This window comes from Paenibacillus sp. J31R30, from assembly GCF_059692115.1.
Genome location: NZ_JCAUAV010000007.1, coordinates 251,356 through 270,282, shown reverse-complemented (window position 1 = coordinate 270,282; position 18,927 = coordinate 251,356). Strand labels below are relative to the sequence as shown.

Genomic DNA, 18,927 nt, shown 5'->3' with positions numbered 1-18,927 from the left:
ATTCGTTACTTCAAACTATTTCTTCGCAGTTGGGTACCAATCGTTTACTTCTTTGTAGCTTGCGTCTCCACCAGACGTTTTGAACTTTGTTTGGAAGGCTTCAATACCTGTGAGAGGCTCAGCGCCAAAGATTAACTTCGTCGTGTAGTCGTTAACTAACACGTTAAGTTGTTGAAAGTTCTTAGAGAATTCAGGCATAAAAGGAGCTAAGCCTAATGGATCTGCGATTCTCGTATTTGCTGGTTGAGTGAAATTCATGAAGTTAAAAGCATCGAATAGGCGCATATCTTTACGTACACGTGCTTGCCAGTAAGTCGGATAGTTTTTGTCATCTGTTCCCGTCAAGAAGTTGTTTGCTCTATTACGCTCATCCGTGAATATGGGTTGAATCGGCGTATACGCACCATCTTTAATTGTAAAGTGTTTATTTTCTTCGCCAATTGCCATTGTTCTGAACGTATCTTTCTCCAGCTTAGCGTTCATCCATTTGATCGCATCTTCAGGATGTTTGGAAGCTTTAGGAACGAATGTGATACGGTCAAATCCTGCTGCAGCAGTTAAACCAGCTTTACCATCTTTACCTTTTAACGTTGGAATATAACCAGCTTTTGCAGTAGGAATATTCTTGACCAATGCATCAACAATCGTAGGTACATCAGCCCAGTGAAGCAAGATCATGCCCGCTCTACCGCTTGTGAATTTCTCTCTGCCCGTTGCATCTTTGTTGGCAGCAAATTCTTTATCGATTAGAGATTGTTTGAACAAGTCTGCCATGAAATTTACATAGTCTTTATAAGCAGGGTCAAGAACACGAGGTGTTAGTTTCCCATTGACATCGTTCCAGTAATTCGCCATACCGAAGGCGCCAACGATATTGTCAACAAATGGCACAGCGAACGTACCGTTACTGAACGTTAACGGAATATTTTTGTCGCCATTTCCACCTGGATCTTTTTCTTTAAATGCTTTAAGAACAGCAACTAGCTCATCGATTGTAGTAGGCGCTTTCATTCCTACTTTTTCAAGCCAATCTTGGCGTATAAATAAGCTTTGTCCTGCAAATGAGATCGTTGATGTCGGAATCGCATATAATTTCCCATCCACTTTTGCAGCTTCCAGAACTTTAGGGTCTACGACTTCTTTAATTCTCGGTCCATATTTGTCAATCAACGGACCAAGGTCTGTTAAAGCGCCTTTTTTCGCATAATCTGCATATAATGCTTTGAAATCTGTCGTACCAATTGTCGTAACGGCATCATAGGGTTCACCGGAAGCAATCAAGATATTCAACTTGTCTTGCGGCTTGTCCTGTGGCAGCATATCATATTTCACTTTGTAGCCAGTCTTATCTTCAAGGAATTTAGCCACTGGATACGTATTATAATCTTCCTGCTGCCATACTTGAAGCGATTTCAATTCTGGCTTTGGTCCAGCTGAAGCAGTTGCTGCTGGGGCCGTACTGGCTGCAGCTGCAGGAGCTGTGCTGCTTTTTGCACCTGTACCATTTGAAGAGCATGCGACAAGAGATGATACGGATAAGCTTGCTGCTACAGCTAAAAGCATAACTTTCTTTTTGTTTTTTACCATGTATAAACCCTCCCTAGTCTAATGTTTAATATATCATTAAACCCTTGATGCTGGCATCAAGGGCGTTAATGCAACTTCACCCTTTGACTGAACCAATAAGTACACCTTTTACAAAATGCTTTTGCATATACGGATACACGAGCAACATCGGGATGATGGAAGCAACGACGGTTGCAGAACGAATACCTTCTGGTGATACGTTCATCATATCGTCAACACTTTTGTTTACCGCACTGGAGCTGTCCGCATCCAAGACGATATCACGCAAGTAGAGTTGCAATGGTTTAAGAGCAGCATCATTAATGTAAAGCATCGGATTAAAGTAATCATTCCAGAAATATACCGCATAGAAAAGAGCAATCGTAGCGATAACAGGAACACTTAAAGGAATAATGATTCGGAATAAAATCGTAAAGTTACGAGCGCCATCCATCTTGGCAGACTCTTCAAGCGCTTCTGGCAATGATTCATAATAACTTTTGATCACTAACATGTTGAACACACTAATGAGTGCAGGCAACATTAACGACCATAGGCTATTGATCAAGTGCAGCTGCTTCATCAGCAAGTAGTTCGGAATAATACCGCCGTTAAACATCATCGTGAAGATAAAAAGCACCATGATTATCGAAATGCCCGGAAGATGTCTTTTAGACAATGGGTAGGCTGTTATTGCTGTTACGAGAATCGCTAGCGCTGTCCCTACCACCGTAATAAGGATCGAAACCCCTATTGAGTGAAGAAACTGGCTGGAGGATACAACAAATTTCATCGTTTCTAACTGGAAGCCAATTGGAAAAATCCCTACTTTGCCAGAAATTACGGCTGATTCATCACTAATGGCTTTGGAAAAAACATTGGCTAACGGCAGCAAAGTAGCTAAACCAGAAAGTAATAACACGAGATATATACAAATATCAAAAGTCCAATCGCTTAGTGTTTTTTTATGCACGGTCTTCAGTACCCCCTACCATATGCTTCGCTTGATCAGCTTTTTGCTGAGTTCATTGCCAGCTACGATCAAGATAAACCCAACAAGAGAGTTGAATAATCCAACTGCTGTACTAAAACTATAATCTTGTTGACCAAGTCCCTGACGATAAACGAAAGTCCCGATCACATCACCTGATTGATAGACGACTGAGTTATACATGGTCAAAATTTGTTCCGTACCCGCTTCAAGCAAGTAACCCATCCGTAAAATTAAAATTAGAACGATGGTTGGTATAATGCCTGGCAAGGTAATGTGCAACATTTGTCTAATGCGACCTGCTCCATCGATGGAAGCAGCCTCATATTGTTCCTGTTCAATACCTGCAATAGCTGCGATAAAAATAATAGCGTTCCAACCTGATTCCTTCCAGCCAGCTGTAAATACGATTACACTTCGGAAGAAGTGATTATCTAGGAAGAAGGAAATCGGCGTTCCTCCGAACCACTGAATCATATTATTGACTAGACCGCCAGATGGCGAAAGAATATTGATGAATAGTCCGGAAATAATGACCCATGACAAGAAATGCGGAAGGAATATAATGGTTTGAATCGTCTTCTTAAATAATGCCTTCCGAACCTCATTTAAGAAAAGCGCAATGATGATCGGTATCGGAAAGAGCAGGACAATTTTATAAAGACTGATCAACAAGGTATTCATGAATACCTGATAAAACTCTTCCGAATGAATGAGCTTTTCAAATTGATCCAGCCCCACCCATTTACTTCCCATAAAACCATCGAAAATATTGAAGTCTTGAAAAGCGATAATAATCCCATACATTGGTGCATATTTGAATAAAAACAGAATTAATAACCCCGGCACTAATAATAGGTATAAATCATAATTGGTTACGATCAGCTTCCATCTGCCACTACCTTTAGTCTTGGGATTGGCGTGAGCTTTTTTCTGTTCAAGCTCTGATTGTGCAACACTCATGTATGGCTCACCTCCGTGTTCTTATAGGTTAATTATATAAGTGACAAGAGGCGACTTGTAGATGGTAATATTTCTGTTTCTGGTGCAATCTTATGATCTTTCGAAAATTACCCCTTCACTCGTCATCACCGGAATTTCCATTCTTCTGGCAACGTAAAAAGCACAGGCTAAGGCTTCTTCCCACGTCGTACGCTTGTCTAATTCATACCGAACTCCACGAATGACTAAAACAATAAAATAGCCTTTCTTGCTGTTTTCTACTCGAATTTCATTTTTCATGTAGTCCCTCATTCCGAGTCATATGACGATTTCAATTTGGCATAATTGTGATTGTATCAGATTGCGTGACGACTTCTAGGTGGTAATATTCCTATTTCTGGTAGAATATTATGGTGTTTAGTAAAAAAGCCACCTCACGAAGAGGTGGCTTTTCGGGTTACTTTTTATTGATAAGACACTTGCTTATAAAACACAACATCCTGAGCACCCAAAGCACTATGAAGCGCTTCGATCGAAATGTCCTGGACTGGGCAGGCGTCGTCTGTGGCAATGGATGCTGCGATCCCTGCAGCTTGCCCTAGCGCGTAACAAGTTGCCTGTACGCGCATAGAGGACATTGCCACATGCGTCGCTGAGATCGATCTGCCAGCTACCAGCAGGTTATCTAGCTGCTCACTCACCATACAACGGTATGGGATATCGTATCCATCGACTTTCCGCTCATCGGTTGTCTTTTTGCCATCAGGACTGTGGATGTCGATTTCGTAGTTCGTTTGTGCGACAACGTCCGCAAAGCGAGTCCCTTTCACAACGTCCTGCTCCGTCAGCGTATAGAGACCTTGAATTTGGTTCGTTTCCCGGACGCCGACTTGATTCGGAACATGGGAGAGCGCGTAGTTTTCAAATCCGTTCCGCTGCAAATAATTGACGACGGAAAACACTTGTCTCAATGCCTCTGTCTCGGCAAAGTTGACATCTTCGATTTTAGCGCCATTGCCCTTGACACGCGTCATATTCACAAGCAATTGGCCATCATTGTTTCGCTCCCAATATAACCGGCGGCCTTGAGGTAAATCCGAGATTTCTTCGTAATGATAGCAGCCTTCAGGCAAAAATTGCTTCACGGGCTGACCAGTATTTTGCATCATAAACATCAATGTCATCGGCTGGGTCATGCCGTCTTCATCTCTACCTGACGTGAAGGATACGCCAGCATCAATTGCGGCTCTTGCATCTCCCGTACAGTCGATGAATTGCTTACCTTCAAACGCCTTTAAGCCTTCACGCGTCGATACGATAACAGCCTTCACCGTTCTGTCTTCCTTTACCGTCCCGATAAACTCCGCATGATAGATGACCTTGATTCCTTCCTTCTTCATCTTTTCATTTAAATACTGTCTTATTATGAAAGGAGAATATTGCGGGGCGATCGATACATCATGATCTTTAGGCAGATGATCCGCCAATGCTTCCGCGATCATCTCACGATAAATACCAGTTACGTTACCGATCGGCATAAATACGCTGACATTCGCGAGTGTGCCCATGCCGCCTAATTGACCTGATTTTTCCAACAGCGTGACTTTCTTCCCTAGTCTTGCCGCACTAATCGCAGCCGCAGTGCCAGCCGGCCCTCCGCCAATGACAACGACATCCGCTGAATCGTACGTTTCGATCTTTCTTTGAAAATCATAAGTTTGGGTAGGTTGGTTACTCATTGTCATCCCTCTTTCGTTCATTTAAGGTATTGGATAAACCTAATGTGATAAAGCTTAATTCGCTTCAACTGTTCATCTAATGTTTTCAGAGAATCGTCTATAAATGCTTGCATGTTAGCCCTCCGCCTCTTGCAGCTTCGCCCATGCTTGGAAAAATTTCTCCCGCTCCGCCATATCCACATCCGCGACCTGCCTGACGTAATCCAGGTCTTCACCGAACAGTTCCGGCGTCCACTTGCGACCGAACGCAGCATGTGTCACTTCGTCAGCCCAGTCGTAATCCTGGAACCGCTCCATCAGCGGGTGTTTGGCATCGTCACGGCAGAACTCGTACTCCGCGATTTTGCCAGGGCGCCGCATCGCTTTTTCTTCAAAGCCAATGCTTAAAAGCGCATACCGCTGAGCTGGAAGCTTCTCAATGAGAGGATCATAGCCGCCAACATATTGCCGCAACGACATCCAATCGATCCCTTCTGCCTCAAGCGCCGCTTGGCCGAACAACGCGTGTCGCACTTCATCCCATAGATGCCGAGCCAAATCCTGATAAAACTCCCATGGCATCTGCTTTAGGTCGTAGATGACACTGGCCAGATTTTCCACTGCCGACATTTCCTCTTGTCTGACCTTCATCATTTCGATTAATCGGATTTTTACAGGATCGTTAGGCAAGTTTGGAATGGCCGTACGTCCGATTGCAGGTGGCCCCATCCTTTTCGCATCCCGTATGGCCTTCTTCGGCATCTCATAGACTTTCCCAGACCGCCATCGAGCGGGAACATGTGTGAAAGTTCCTTGATCGCCGCTAATGCCTCCGGCTGCCTCTAAGTAGCCTAGAATTCTGTTTTCGAATTCCGCTGCCTGCTCCAAGGATTCCCCTTCTTGCTTCAGTGCCGCAATCATAGCTTCTCCCCACTCGATCTGTTCACGTAAATCGGAGGAAAGCACCTTTAGCAGGCGCACCGTCGGATAATCGACAAGCTGCTGGGTATCCGCCATATGTTGTGTATACGCTCTCAGTAAAGCTGGTTTCATTACTCGGTATACACCAACAAGCAGCTCAAGATCACTCTCCGCATGAATCAACTCGTCAAATAGCAAAGCAAGTGTCGCGTTCGGCTCTTTTTGCAAGAGCATCGGGGAGGTTCTCAATTCCAGAACGCGTTGACGGAGAGAACCTGTCGCTTCAGCATCCTCAAAAAGATGCTTGCCCAGCGCTGCCTTCAGATGCCAGTGAGCTCTCGCTGGAAGCTGCCCGGCTGCTAGGCGAAACAACTGCTCATGAATGTATCTGTATCTTCGCAACACCTTCGAGTTTCGCTCTACACTGTAGGCGCCAGTTCCGAACGGATTAGTAATGCCTGCATACGAGATCATAACGGCCTCCCTGAGTTTGAAGTAATATGGTATATGGCACCATTATAGGTGGATAATGCATCGTTTGGCTTTATCAAAAAAAGCAATAAATTTATCAAAACGTCTTTTAAATTATTCTCGTCTTATATGACTTGGCGGACATCCAAAGCGGAGTTTATATGTTTTTGAAAAATGATGCACACTTGAAAAACCGCAGCTGTCAGAAATGCTTTGCAGCGACATTGAGCTGCCTCGCAACAAATCCGTTGCATAATCGAGCCTTAGCTTTAGCAAATATTGATGAGGCGCCATACCAAATTGATTTCGGAATACCATGGAGAAATACGATCGGGACATGAATGCTTTACGTGCCATTTCCTCCACAGAAAGCGGCTCGGATAGCCGATACTGCATATAAGCAGGCACCCAATTTAAAGAGGTTAAGCTCTTGTGTTCTGAGCTGTCCTGGGATGTGTATTCTTTTAATAGATGCAAAATAATTTCTGAGGCATGCACATTGGCTTGGAGCAAATCGATGGCGTTTTTTCGATTCCAGTGTTCGAGCAATTGCCGAAAGACATCAACCATCCATTCGTTTCTGGATGAAGTAAATACGACAGGTATATCAATGTCAGCAAACGTCGTTAAGCTGGGCTGCATATTGGCCACCACAGGTTTAGGAACCTGTTCGATCGGCACAATCATTGGCGGCTGCTCCCCATTTTTAGACGGAAGCAGCACAAAGTGGAGCGCCAGTACCGTAAGAGATGAATCCGATTCGAGCTGATGAACGATACCAGGTTGGATGAAACTGAACTGCCCGGTCTTCAATTGATATGTATTCCCCTCAACGGATAATTGCGCTGAACCGTCTAGCACATACAGCAGCAAATAATCGGTGATGATTCGGGAGTGTGTATTCCACAGTTTAAAATGCAACTGATCCGCATAAACAATATACGGTCGCAAATTTTGATTTAGGATCGATTCAGCTGCCAATATCTTCCCTCCTTTCGATAGTCGGGTTGATGTGATGAAGAGCTGCCCACCAAAGCAGTTGACACTACTCGGTAGACAGCCCTATTCGTTTAAGTATTAATACGTGAACCAGTTCAAATCAGCAACGGACGTGCCGCCTTTGAACACAACGTACACATTCTTCGTCCCGCTCGCCCCTGTCACAGGCACGGATGCTGTCTTGTAAGACGTCCAGCTGCCTGTGCTCGATAAGGAGACTGTGCCTAGTAATGTGCCTGTTGAGCTTCCGCTGCGCACTTCCAGCACTGCATTCGTATTCGGCGTTGCGTATCTGAAGCGAATATTGGAGACACCGCTTCCGAAATTGACGTTATTGTAGTACACGTAATCGTTATTCGCGGTTTGACCGACTTTGCTGCCTCCACCGACATCGGCAGTCGCGGCTACGACGATGCCGGACTGTCCGCTATAGCTTTCTGCTTCCACTTTGGTCGTGGACTTCAGCAAGGTTGGATACATCCACGAATAGGACAAGTAATAGCCGCTGTTGCTGTTAACGTTAGCCGTAATCGGACGGTAAGGCGCAACATAGGTTTCGTAGCTCGGCTCTTGATACACTTCCGCCATGGCCTCAAACAAATCTACCGGCCATTTGTTGGCAACCATCGGGTTCGCAAAATTTTGCGTTCCGCCATACGGCCATTCTCCCACATGTCCATTGACATAATAGAAGAATTTATCTAATGCGAGTTTGATGCTTTTGCCGTTGGCCGAGGTCCAGTTGTACAAATCTTCGCCCGTATCATTGTAAATAATTTCAGCTGCCGCAGTCATCGGCGAAAGCGCGAAGTAGTGATACCACATCGCATTAGCTCCACGCGTTGTTTCATCCGTAATAAAGCCTTGCGAATCAATCGACGTATCGATCTGTGTTTTCAGATTGGCTACTTCTGCAGCAAAAGCTGTGCTGTTATCCGTAAAATGGTAGAGAGACAACTGGGCATACAGACTCCAATCCCACCAGTTGTTGCGTTGAGCGATCGCATCCCATTTGTTCAAACATTTGGTCGTCACCCATGAAACGAATTGCGTTTGATCCGCACTGCTCCAACCGGAGTATCCCTTAATCAATTCAGCGGCTTTAATTAAGCCTACAGCCAAGTAAGCCGTTACCAATGGAGCATCTGAACCCGTAATGTTGGTATTGGTCGTTGCCCAACTGTTAATTAGATCTCTAGCTTTGTTAGCATAAGCTGTGTCGCCTGTGTAGCGGTAGGCTAATGCCGTCGAGTAAGCTGCCTTTGCGTCGATTTCCATAAGCAGCTTAGCCGCATTATGCCCCGTCGCATCCGTATAAGCATTTGGAATATTCCAAGTCGCGACGGCATGGCTGGAAACGGAAAGCCCCGCATTCGCGTCTGCAATCATACTCGTGTAGGCGCTATTCCAAGGTGCCTGATTCGCGGTCACTTTGCTTTGCGTGAAAGAGAGATCATATTCGGTTGTAACACCTCCCGTGTGCGAATAGGCCATCGCTGTGTTCGAGAATACAAACATGGCCGATAACGTCACCACCAAACCGCCTGTAAGCATCCGTTTTTTCTTCATCATTTTTACTCCTCCTCATTGTCGACGAATAATCGCGTGCTAATCTAATGATCTCTGCGAATTGGTAAACGCTTACATCAACTCCTTTAAACTATTATATCGAGGGCTCAGAATGAGATATAGGTGATAATATTTGTATTTCTGGTGCAATCTTTCGATATTAATGAAAAAACACCACCCAGAACATGGCTTATAGTTCGAGAAATGCTCTGGGCGTTAGCTGGTTCATTCTGTTGCTTGCCGTTGAAGCTGAAATCTGGCTGTAATCGTCGTTCCTTCTCCAAGCTGTGATTGTATGCTAAGACCGTAAGCTTCACCTGAGAACAATCGAATTCGTTCATTGACATTGTATAAGCCATAGGAACTTCCAGAGCCATCTGTGCGCATGGACGGTCTAGGTTCTGTCAGCAAGGTTTGTGCAAACTCAGGATCCATGCCGATGCCATCATCTGTCACAGAAAGAAGCAGATCATCCCCTTCTATAGCAGCGCGAATTGTAATTTTGCCTGTTTTCCCTTTGGATTTACGGATACCGTGGAGCAGCGCATTTTCGACAATGGGCTGTAAGGTGAGCTTGGGAATGACACACGATTCCAAAGAAACCCCTGTATTCGGTAGCTCGCCCGCTTCATCTTTTCCAACGAGTTGAACCTCGAACTCAAAGCTTTTGGGAAACCGCGTCTGTTGAATTTCCAAGTACACCTTGGCAAGCTCCAGTTCATCCGTCACCGTTACGACATCTTTCCCTTTGTTCAAGCTAAGTCGGAAATATTTCGCTAGTCCGTCAATCATTTGGCTAATATCGTGCGCCTTATGGCCAATGGCAATCCAGTTAATCGTATCCAGCGTGTTATAGAGGAAATGGGGATTGATTTGGGCCTGCAGGGCTCGTAACTGTGCCTCGCGTTCTTGGACCTTGGATCTATAGGTCTCTTCCATTAAATCCCTCACACGATGGATGAGATGATCAACGCTTTTTTCTAGAAGATTAAAATCACCATATGGGGTATTCGGCCTTTCATCTAGTCCAGCAACACCTTCTCGCTTAATGACTCTGATCACTGTCTGAACCCTTTGATTCATCCCCCGAACAATAAAAGCTAAAAGAATGAAAACAAGAATAAGAAATAACACCGTCACCCCAGTTAACGTTGCTACGCTCGAAAATTGATTTAACGAGGTGGCACGTGAGCTGATCCCCTTCTTCGGCACTTCCGCTATGAGCTTCCAGCCAGTTTCATCCACAGTTGTGTACACAACATACTGCTGATTATCATTTTCAATAATCGGTGATACGCCTTCCCTGTTGCCACCTATAACGGATAGAACCTCATCTGACAGCTTCGTCCCGAGTAAAGATTTATCACTGTGGAACACAATACTGCCATTCGGTGCAACAATGAAGACACGTTGGTCTTTGTTCAGTGAAATACTTGCGATAATATTCTCAAGCGTCTTAGCATCAACATCAACGGATAAGAATCCTGATATGGTATCGAAATGATCAGGGTCCCTAAGGAGGCGAATACCCGAGAAAATATAAGCATCATCTCGATTTATAAAGCTTTCTTTATACACACCTGTCCAAACGAGACGACCGCCTGCATGCTCAACATCGGCATACCAGGGACGTGTCTTGAGTACATCCATCGGGAAGAAATTTACTTTTTCATGGGAGAAGAGCTTATTTTCGTCCACATATAAACGTACACGGAACACATTCGTATTTGCCTGGCCATTATCAATTAAATAACGCAGTTCCTTCAACGCATCAATTTGTTCATTGTAGGGTGTTCTATTACTTAAATAATCCATCAGTTTCTGATTCAAAAATAACGTATTTGAGGTGTCACGCAGCGAATCGAACTGAAGATTTAAATTAATCTCAGCCTGCTTCAACGTTTGAAGCATCGAACGCGTCACTTCTTCTTCCAGAATGTGCGAGTATCGCTGGGAATAGGCATATAGAAAAATGGAAGCAGGAAGAATAATTAAAACCACATAAGCGATCAGCCAAAGCCTTGCGGCTAGAACGCTTTTGAAAATCGTCGTAATAAACGCCCAGCTTCGGTGCTTAAAATGCATGCGTAAACCTACTCTCTCTACATGACTTGTTCACGGAAGGTGCTCGGTGTATATCCCGTATATTTCTTGAAAATTTTGCTAAAGTAGCTTGGGTCCGAATAACCCACCGCATAGCACACTTCATAGAACTTATTGGCGGGATCCTTCAATAACGCTTTCGCCTTCTCTACGCGAACCTTGGTCATATATTCGTTAATCGTCTCTCCTGTCTCCTGTTTGAAAAGCAAACACAAATACGTCGTGGACAGGAACACTTCGGTTGCAATATCCCCCACCTGCAGGTTCTCCGCAAAACGTTTATCGATAATCGCCCGTGTTCGTTCGATCACATTTTTGGATTTGCCATTTCGCTTCTCGCCGATCCGTTCACATACCTCAAGCAAGTGCGACTCAACGAGTCCGCGTAACGCGCCTAACGTTTCCTGCTGGAACACCTTCGCTAGAAGCTCGTTTTCTTTGCTTTCGAGATCTTGTTTCTGCACATGCAGCTCCAGCAAAATTCGGCTCGCGAGCAATAGCAGCTGCAGACTAATGTTGCGTCCATAAGCAATGCCGTCCGTTCGGTTACGAGATAAAGCATTGTACACCTCGTGCAAATCTTCCTGCACTTTTAACGTATCTGCTGACTTCAAGGAAGAGACGATTCGCTCTTGCTGCGAGGCATCGAAGCGGTATACGCTTTCCTCATCTTGTTCCAAATTATCCATGGAAATGATCTGATTTTTCCCTAGGAACCAGCGTTGATCGGCCGCTTCCTTCGCTTGCGAATACGATTGCGGAAGGCTGGCAAGCTTAGAAATCCGCTCGCCTACACCGATCGTAACACTGATTTTCAAATAGTTATGAAGGCTTTCGCGCACTTCCTCGGCCAAGGTGAACAGTAAGCTTTCCTGATCATCTTCCTGAGCCATGCGAAGTATTCCTACGAATTCGCCGATCTGATTTTCAAACACATAGCCGCCAATATCTCGCTCAATCAGCTCCTGCACGATATTCAGCACAGAGTAGGAAAGCAGCTGTTGATCTCGTTCGGACCGTGTTTGTGCGACCTCCGTTGCATCATCAATACGAATAGCAATAACCCAGTAAGCGCCCTCAATCGGCAGGTTTAAACTCAGAAAATCAATGCGATCCTGCACACGGTTTGCGTAGATAACCCCTTCGCGAATCAACGACATCAGAAATTTTTCCCGCAGCAATGGCATGCTCTGTATCAGTTTAATTTGCATGTCCTCTACGAGTTTACGCTCCTGCTGCTCAGCATTTAGCGAGTTTACTAATCGTTCAATCACGATTTCTAACTCACTCAAATTGACGGGCTTAAACATATAATCAACCGCTTTAACCTTCAGCGCAGATTTCAAGTACTCAGCATCATCATGACCGCTGACGAACACAATTTTGATATGAGGAAACCGTTCACTTAATTGATTGGACATCTGAATCCCATCCATAGTAGGCATTCGTACGTCCGTTAGCACGATATCCGGCTTCTCACGTTCAATCACCTCTAGCGCGACGTCCCCATCATCCGCCTCACCTACAACTTCAATTCCCCAGGCCTTCCAGTCAAAATAATTGCTTAACCCAAAACGTACTGTCGGTTCATCGTCCACAATGACAAGTTTATACATCTGGTGTCGGCCTCCCTAGTAGCAGTTCTCTTCATTATAGCTTGGCCATCGCGATGACACATAGGAGGATCTTATGATTTCTGGTGCAATCTTATGATTGCCGTTGTAAGACCAACATGAAAATCCCCTTGAATGCGAATATGTTCAAAAGGTAAAGTCGGATTCGCAATCCGCCACAGCATCCGATCCGCTGCGCGATAGCCAGTTTGTGTGATGGGCAGCAGCGGTCGTGTGAATTCAGGGAGCGTATCTGGCTGCTCGTTCAAGAAGCCTACCAGAGAGATATCTTCCGGGACTCGAAGTTGAAGTGCCCTACAAGCGTCATAGACCACTGGCACTTCATGGTCGATCCCGCAGATGATCGCGGTCGGTTTATTGTTTGCGATTTGGTGGGAGAGTTGTTCGCGCCATAGTGCTTGGTCTTCACGCAGGCCAATGCAATGCTCCGTTGGTGTGGGGATGATGCCGGAAGCTTGCATCGCATAGTTAAACGCTTGCCAGCGTAGAATAGAGCCTCGCTGCAGTTGAATATCCCCTACGTACATGATTCGCTCATGTCCTTGACTGCGCAGATATGCGACTGCTTGGCAGGTCGCTTCATAGACATCCCAGATCACGCTATCTATTTTTACGCCAGTAGGCGGGAAGCTTAGCAGAATGCGTGGCATGGGCAGATCAAAGAGCGGCGTTTCCCATTCCTTCGGCAGGATGCTCGGCGCAATGAACACACCGTCAGCATACAGGACTCCCGCTTCCTCCAGCCAGTTGGCCATTTTCTCCTGTTTTAACTGCTGCGGCAGCAGGAGCAGTTCGATCCGATGCCCGAAGGAAAAAAAGCGATCTTGCAGCCCTTGCAGAAGCAGACGGTTATACGACACGGATTCAGCTGTCTGCACGAGCAGGAACCGCAGTCGCTCATTCGGATATGGAGCTATATGATCCAGTCGCAGACTGCGGATCTGATCCATCGTGTAATAGCCAAGCCTCTCGGCTGTTTGGACGATGAGCTGGCGAGTCGCTTCCGACATGCCGTGCTTGCCTTTCAGCGCTTTATTCACGGTTTGCACGGTTAAGCCGAGTTCATTTGCAATCGTTTTGAGTGTGACTGACTTGCGGGTGATGGTCATGGTGATCGTGCACCTCCAGGCTGTTGCTTTGAAAAAGGTGATAATTGCCTCAAGCATAACACGCTTACTTTTTTGATGAAACAAAAATTAAACTAGTTCCTTTCGAACAGAAATCTATAATGAAAACAAAGACACTAGGAGGACGATCCACATGAATAATACCCTAAGCGTTACGATACCCGCTCAAAAGCTTACAGTCAGTCACACCCCTGACGTCGTCGTCGTTGGCGGCGGTGCCACAGGCATCGCTGCAGCTATCGCAGCTGCTCGGAATGGCGCGAGTACGCTCCTAATTGAGCAGCGGGGCTATCTCGGAGGGATGGGAACGGCTGCGCTTGTGCCTGCCTTTTGCCCTTATACAGATGGAGAAAAGCCTGTTATTCGAGGCATTGGACTTGATTTGCTTGAGAAAATGAAGCATGCAGCAGGGCCGGATTTCCTCAACCGTTATGAAGAGCTATTGGACTGGGTTCCCATTGATGTAGAAACGCTCAAACGCGTCTATGATGCCGAAGTATTAGCCAGTGGCGCACAGATCCTGTTCCATACCATTGCTGATCAAGTGCTGCTCGATGGCGATCGCATCAGCGGCCTAGTCATCACCAATAAATCCGGTCGCTCGGTCGTGCAAGCCAAGTTGTACATCGATGCATCCGGGGATGCGGATCTTGCGGCTTTGTCAGGAGTTCCTTTTCAAGTTGGCGGCGAAAATGGCGAGCTGCAGCCGGGTACAATGTGCTATGTCGTGACGGGGGCAGATAAGGAGCGTTTTGAGAAGTTTATCAGTGAAACCGGTCAGACAGGGCAAATTGAAAAAACCGTGACGTTAGCACAGCAAAACGGCGATCTACCCGATGGCCGCAAACGTATCTCAGGTATGGCCTGGATTTCCAACTCAGTGGTTGGCTTTAACTTCGGCCATATTTTCAACATTGATGGAACGAAAGCGGAAGACTTGACGCGAGCTGCGATCGAAGGCCGCCAATTGATTGAGACACAAATGCGTTTCTTGAAGAAATACGTGCCTGGCTTTGAAAACATTTTCCTTGTCCATTCCGGCGATCAAATCGGTATTCGTGAAACACGCCGTATTCAAGGTGACTACACGCTCGTTGTAGAAGACTTCCTCTCCATGCGTACCTTCGAGGACGATATTGCCCGTAATTCCTACTTTATTGATATCCATTTGGCGAATGCCGGCTCAACGATGACGATTAAACATTTGCCAAAAGGAAAATCCCACGGCGTCCCTTACCGCTGTATGCTTCCGCAAGGCAAGTCGAATCTCATCGTCGCGGGAAGATCCGTATCGTCTGATCGCCCCGTGCAAGGTTCGCTTCGCGTGATGCCGAATTGCTTCGCAATGGGCGAAGCGGCAGGCGTCGCTGCCTCGATGGCAAGCGCCTACGGCGTTGGCTTCCGCGAGGTGTCCATCCCTGAGTTGCAGCGCAAGTTGATCGAACAAGGTGCTTATCTTGGAGATAACCCTGGTCTTGCGGATGCAGAGAGTGAGGTTGCTGTTGGGGCTGTTCATTATGATGATGAGAATTAATTGGAAGGGGACTCTCCAGCATGCTTAACAAATGGGAGGGTAAAACCTGGGGCACGCTCGGCGACAGCATTACAGAAGCAGGCGGCTATCAGCCGCTTGTTCAGGAAGTGCTGGGCTTTGCAAGCGTGATCAATTATGGCAAAAGCGGCTGTCCCATGACAGCTGGCGGTGATCGCGACTATGGTGCGACAACACACGTTGGTCGGACAATCGACACTTCCTTAGATTGTGTTACCATCTTCGCTGGGGTGAATGATTTTCGTCTGGATAAGCCTATCGGGGAGCTGGGAAGTAAGGATGTGTTTACGTTTCATGGTGCGTATGCCATGTTAATCGAAGATATCTTGACGAAGAATCCAACGTGTCGTCTAAGCCTGTGGACGCCGCTTCAGCGGGACAAAGATCAATATGACATCTTTTACGTGAATGCTGCTGGGCATCGTCTCATCGACTACGTTGAAGCGATTCAACAGATTGGCCTGGTTTACGCGCTGCCAGTGCTTAATCTGTACGCGGAAAGTGGACTGAACAAGCTGACGCTGCCTCACTTCACCTCGGATGGTTTGCATCCGAATGAAGCTGGCCATCGGCGAGTTGCCGATATGGTTGTACCGTTTTTGTTGCGTTTATAATGAGGCATGGAAACAGCCGCCAACCGGGTTTCGACCTGGGGGCGGCTGTTTGTTTTGTTGAGTTAACGATGAGGGAAGTACTCTGTTGGTGCGTTTCGTCGGTTGAGTGACTAGTGGGTTACTTTTTCAATTTGTAGCTAACGAAAGCGAGTTGCTGACTATCCGGTGACCAGGAGTTGACGTTGATCGTTCCTTGTCCACCAAATAGAGATACCAATAGACGCGACGCACCACCTGAACTTGCCATCAATCGGATTTCAACCTCTTTATTCGGGGGATGCGCATTAGGCTGGACATCACCTTTACGATAAGCGATAAAAGCAACCGTATTCCCATCCGGAGCTACGTGTGGAAACCAATTGTTACTCTCATCCTCTGTCATTTGCGTCTGCTCACTGCCGTCCACGTTCATCCTCCACACCTGCATCAAACCGGATCGCGTCGAATTAAACCAGATATGCTGACCGTCCGGTGAGTACTCGGGACCATCATCAAGCCCTGGGACGTCTGTTAGCTGTCGCTCGACACCGCCCTGAACTGGAATCGTGTAAATGTTGTACACACCATTTCGCTCCGCGCAATAGGATAGTTCTCGACCATCAGGCGACCATCCGTGTAGATAACTTGGGGCCATCGCTGTTAGCAAAGCAGGCTGACCACCAGCTAGCGGAAGCACGTAAATACGTGACTGCCCATCCTCTTCCGTATGATGACTTACCGCAATCTGTGTATTGTCAGGGGACAACACGTGGTCATTATTACACCAATTCGCATACCCAGAGTCGATTACCGTGCTCTCACCTGTGGCAATTTCATAGGCATAAAGCAAACCTCTCCGATTGTAAATAAGTCGCTTACCATCACTTGTCCAGTTAGGTGCCTCAATTAAATCATCAATTTCAGCCAATACATGACGTTCCCCTGTGGAAACATCCACAATTTCAAGATAGCTGATCACATTCCGTTCTTCATGCTTGCGAGGCTTCTGCAACGTATTCATGGATTCCACAGTCCTTTTAGTTCCATCATACGCACTCGTTAAAAGTACTGTCAAATCGTATCAAATGGGATCCGTGGGAGCATGCAGTGCTGCTGGGGATTGCTGATGGTATTGCGTGATGCAGCCATACATGGTACTCCAACTAGCTGCCTACTACTTAACTTCACGTAACTAAGTGAACTAATAGTGCCTTCTTGTCGGCCAACCTCGTCTCCCTTATACTTACAGCAACAAGCGTAGATGAGAGGATGATTGCAGCAATGAAATATAGAAATCTGGGACGCAGCGGGTTAAAAGTAAGTGAAATCGCCTTAGGCAGCTGGCTTACTTATGGAACGGCCGCCGAGCAAAAAGCCGCGGATGCATGTATCGCGAAGGCTTTTGACAGCGGCATTAATTTCTTCGATACCGCGAATGCTTATAATCGTGGCGAAGGCGAGAAAGCGATTGGCGCCGCCCTTAAGGGGTATGATCGCTCGAGCTATGTACTCTCGACGAAGGTGTATTTCCCGATGGGCGATGGCCCGAACGATCGCGGGTTGTCCCGCAAACACATCATGGAGCAATGTGATGCAAGCTTAAAACGACTTGGCGTCGACTATGTCGACATCTATTTCTGCCATCGCTATGACATTCACACGCCGCTGGAGGAAACACTACGGGCGCTGGACGATTTGGTCACGCAAGGCAAGATCCTTTACCCCGCTGTCAGCGAGTGGAACGGCGCTCAAATCACCGAAGCCGCTAGCATTGCTGAGCGTCTGCGTCTACGTCCGCTGATTTCGAATCAGCCTATCTATAATATGTTTGAGCGCTATATCGAGCGCGAGGTTCTTCTTGTATCCGAGCGCAAAGGGCTCGGTCAGGTGGTCTTTTCACCGCTTGCGCAAGGTATTCTGACTGGCAAATATAAGCTCGGACAACCCCTTCCAGCCGATAGTCGTGCTGCGAACAACTCCGTGAATGGCGTCATTAACAGCTATCTCAATGACCGCGTTCTGCAGACAGTTCATGAGTTGGAGCAGGTTGCTCAAGGTTTAGACATTTCCATCGCTCAGCTTGCTATCGCATGGGTACTTCGTCAGCCAGGCGTTAGCACCGCATTGATCGGCGCGACCAAGCCTGAACAGATCGAAGAAAATGTGAAGGCTGTGGATGTTGAATTAGACGCAGCAACACTAGAGCAAATCGAAGCTATTCTGAAGGACATCGCAGACTTCTCACCAGCACGCTAGTCAAAGGCATGTAAGTAAGGATAGAGCATACTGGCTCTATCCTTTTCTTTTTGCTTTTGCCCCTAGTACACATCAGTCTTGTAATAAATATCCAAATCGTGGCGTATTACTTCTTATCTAACAAATTGGAAAATGGGAGGCTTTTATGGATAACCGACATCTATTATCCGCTTTAAGCTATTTCAGCGTATTTTTTGCTCCTTTTCTTTTGCCCATTGTTATTTATTTTGTTGTTACAGACCGCGAGGTTAAACATCATGCGAAATGGGCATTCCTATCGCATTGCTTGCCCATCGCAGGCTTCATTCTTACCTGGATATTGGGCTTAAACAGCATAGTAAATGGAAGTAACATGTCACAGTTCATCATCCCTTTGATACTAACCGGGCTTGCCTATTGCATCGTCTTTATTTGGAATATTGTGATGGGCATTAAGGTGTTAACTCGGTAAAAAGACTACCCGACACTTCTTCGTGTCAGGCAGT

At 46.3% G+C, this 18,927-nt stretch carries 16 protein-coding genes; 4 read left to right on the top strand and 12 right to left on the bottom strand.

Going from position 1 to position 18,927, the window contains the following annotated elements; genetic code table 11:
- Positions 1-15 precede the first annotated feature (15 nt).
- The 11 genes from AC58QO_RS22945 to AC58QO_RS22895 all read right to left on the bottom strand — a co-directional run bounded on the left by AC58QO_RS22945 (position 16) and on the right by AC58QO_RS22895 (position 14,023).
- Entirely contained in the window at positions 16-1,587 is a 1,572-nt protein-coding gene (locus AC58QO_RS22945; RefSeq protein WP_497269579.1) for an extracellular solute-binding protein, read from the bottom strand.
- A 76-nt stretch (positions 1,588-1,663) separates the two neighbouring features.
- Positions 1,664-2,539, bottom strand: a complete 876-nt coding sequence (locus AC58QO_RS22940) for a carbohydrate ABC transporter permease (RefSeq protein ID WP_497269577.1) — start codon at positions 2,537-2,539, stop codon at positions 1,664-1,666.
- 15 nt (positions 2,540-2,554) lie between these two features.
- Positions 2,555-3,520: an ABC transporter permease gene (locus AC58QO_RS22935; protein ID WP_497269576.1), complete on the bottom strand. Its 966-nt coding sequence runs from the start codon at positions 3,518-3,520 to the stop codon at positions 2,555-2,557.
- 90 nt (positions 3,521-3,610) lie between these two features.
- The gene (locus tag AC58QO_RS22930; protein ID WP_497269574.1) at positions 3,611-3,799 is read right to left on the bottom strand and encodes a hypothetical protein; all 189 of its coding nucleotides are present in this window, start codon (positions 3,797-3,799) and stop codon (positions 3,611-3,613) included.
- Positions 3,800-3,963: 164 nt separating this feature from the next.
- A complete protein-coding gene (locus AC58QO_RS22925) occupies positions 3,964-5,238 on the bottom strand; it encodes an FAD-dependent oxidoreductase (protein WP_497269572.1) in 1,275 nt (424 codons plus the stop codon).
- A 114-nt stretch (positions 5,239-5,352) separates the two neighbouring features.
- Positions 5,353-6,612, bottom strand: a complete 1,260-nt coding sequence (locus tag AC58QO_RS22920) for a hypothetical protein (protein WP_497269571.1) — start codon at positions 6,610-6,612, stop codon at positions 5,353-5,355.
- Between the two features lie 111 nt (positions 6,613-6,723).
- Positions 6,724-7,590: a helix-turn-helix domain-containing protein gene (locus AC58QO_RS22915; RefSeq protein ID WP_497269569.1), complete on the bottom strand. Its 867-nt coding sequence runs from the start codon at positions 7,588-7,590 to the stop codon at positions 6,724-6,726.
- Positions 7,591-7,686: 96 nt separating this feature from the next.
- A complete protein-coding gene (locus tag AC58QO_RS22910) occupies positions 7,687-9,180 on the bottom strand; it encodes a carbohydrate-binding protein (RefSeq protein ID WP_497269567.1) in 1,494 nt (497 codons plus the stop codon).
- Positions 9,181-9,402: 222 nt separating this feature from the next.
- On the bottom strand, positions 9,403-11,262 hold the full coding sequence (locus AC58QO_RS22905) for a sensor histidine kinase (RefSeq protein WP_497269565.1): 1,860 nt from the start codon (positions 11,260-11,262) through the stop codon (positions 9,403-9,405).
- 17 nt (positions 11,263-11,279) lie between these two features.
- Positions 11,280-12,896, bottom strand: coding sequence for a response regulator (locus tag AC58QO_RS22900; RefSeq protein ID WP_497269563.1), 1,617 nt, complete (start codon positions 12,894-12,896; stop codon positions 11,280-11,282).
- 71 nt (positions 12,897-12,967) lie between these two features.
- The gene (locus AC58QO_RS22895; protein ID WP_497269562.1) at positions 12,968-14,023 is read right to left on the bottom strand and encodes a LacI family DNA-binding transcriptional regulator; all 1,056 of its coding nucleotides are present in this window, start codon (positions 14,021-14,023) and stop codon (positions 12,968-12,970) included.
- 151 nt (positions 14,024-14,174) lie between these two features.
- Between AC58QO_RS22895 and AC58QO_RS22890 the strand changes: the two genes are divergently transcribed.
- Both AC58QO_RS22890 and AC58QO_RS22885 read left to right on the top strand, forming a co-directional pair.
- Positions 14,175-15,575, top strand: a complete 1,401-nt coding sequence (locus tag AC58QO_RS22890; protein WP_497269561.1) for an FAD-dependent oxidoreductase — start codon at positions 14,175-14,177, stop codon at positions 15,573-15,575.
- 20 nt (positions 15,576-15,595) lie between these two features.
- Positions 15,596-16,207: an SGNH/GDSL hydrolase family protein gene (locus AC58QO_RS22885; RefSeq protein WP_497269560.1), complete on the top strand. Its 612-nt coding sequence runs from the start codon at positions 15,596-15,598 to the stop codon at positions 16,205-16,207.
- A 118-nt stretch (positions 16,208-16,325) separates the two neighbouring features.
- Here the strand turns inward: AC58QO_RS22885 and AC58QO_RS22880 are convergent, their stop codons facing one another.
- Positions 16,326-17,207, bottom strand: a complete 882-nt coding sequence (locus tag AC58QO_RS22880; RefSeq protein ID WP_497269559.1) for a TolB family protein — start codon at positions 17,205-17,207, stop codon at positions 16,326-16,328.
- A 260-nt stretch (positions 17,208-17,467) separates the two neighbouring features.
- Here AC58QO_RS22880 and AC58QO_RS22875 point away from each other — a divergent pair, with 260 nt between their 5' ends.
- Both AC58QO_RS22875 and AC58QO_RS22870 read left to right on the top strand, forming a co-directional pair.
- A complete protein-coding gene (locus AC58QO_RS22875; protein WP_497269558.1) occupies positions 17,468-18,442 on the top strand; it encodes an aldo/keto reductase family protein in 975 nt (324 codons plus the stop codon).
- A gap of 145 nt (positions 18,443-18,587) precedes the next feature.
- Positions 18,588-18,893 carry a hypothetical protein gene (locus AC58QO_RS22870; RefSeq protein WP_497269556.1) on the top strand — a complete coding sequence of 102 codons (306 nt, stop codon included), beginning with the start codon at positions 18,588-18,590 and terminating at the stop codon, positions 18,891-18,893.
- Positions 18,894-18,927 lie beyond the last annotated feature (34 nt).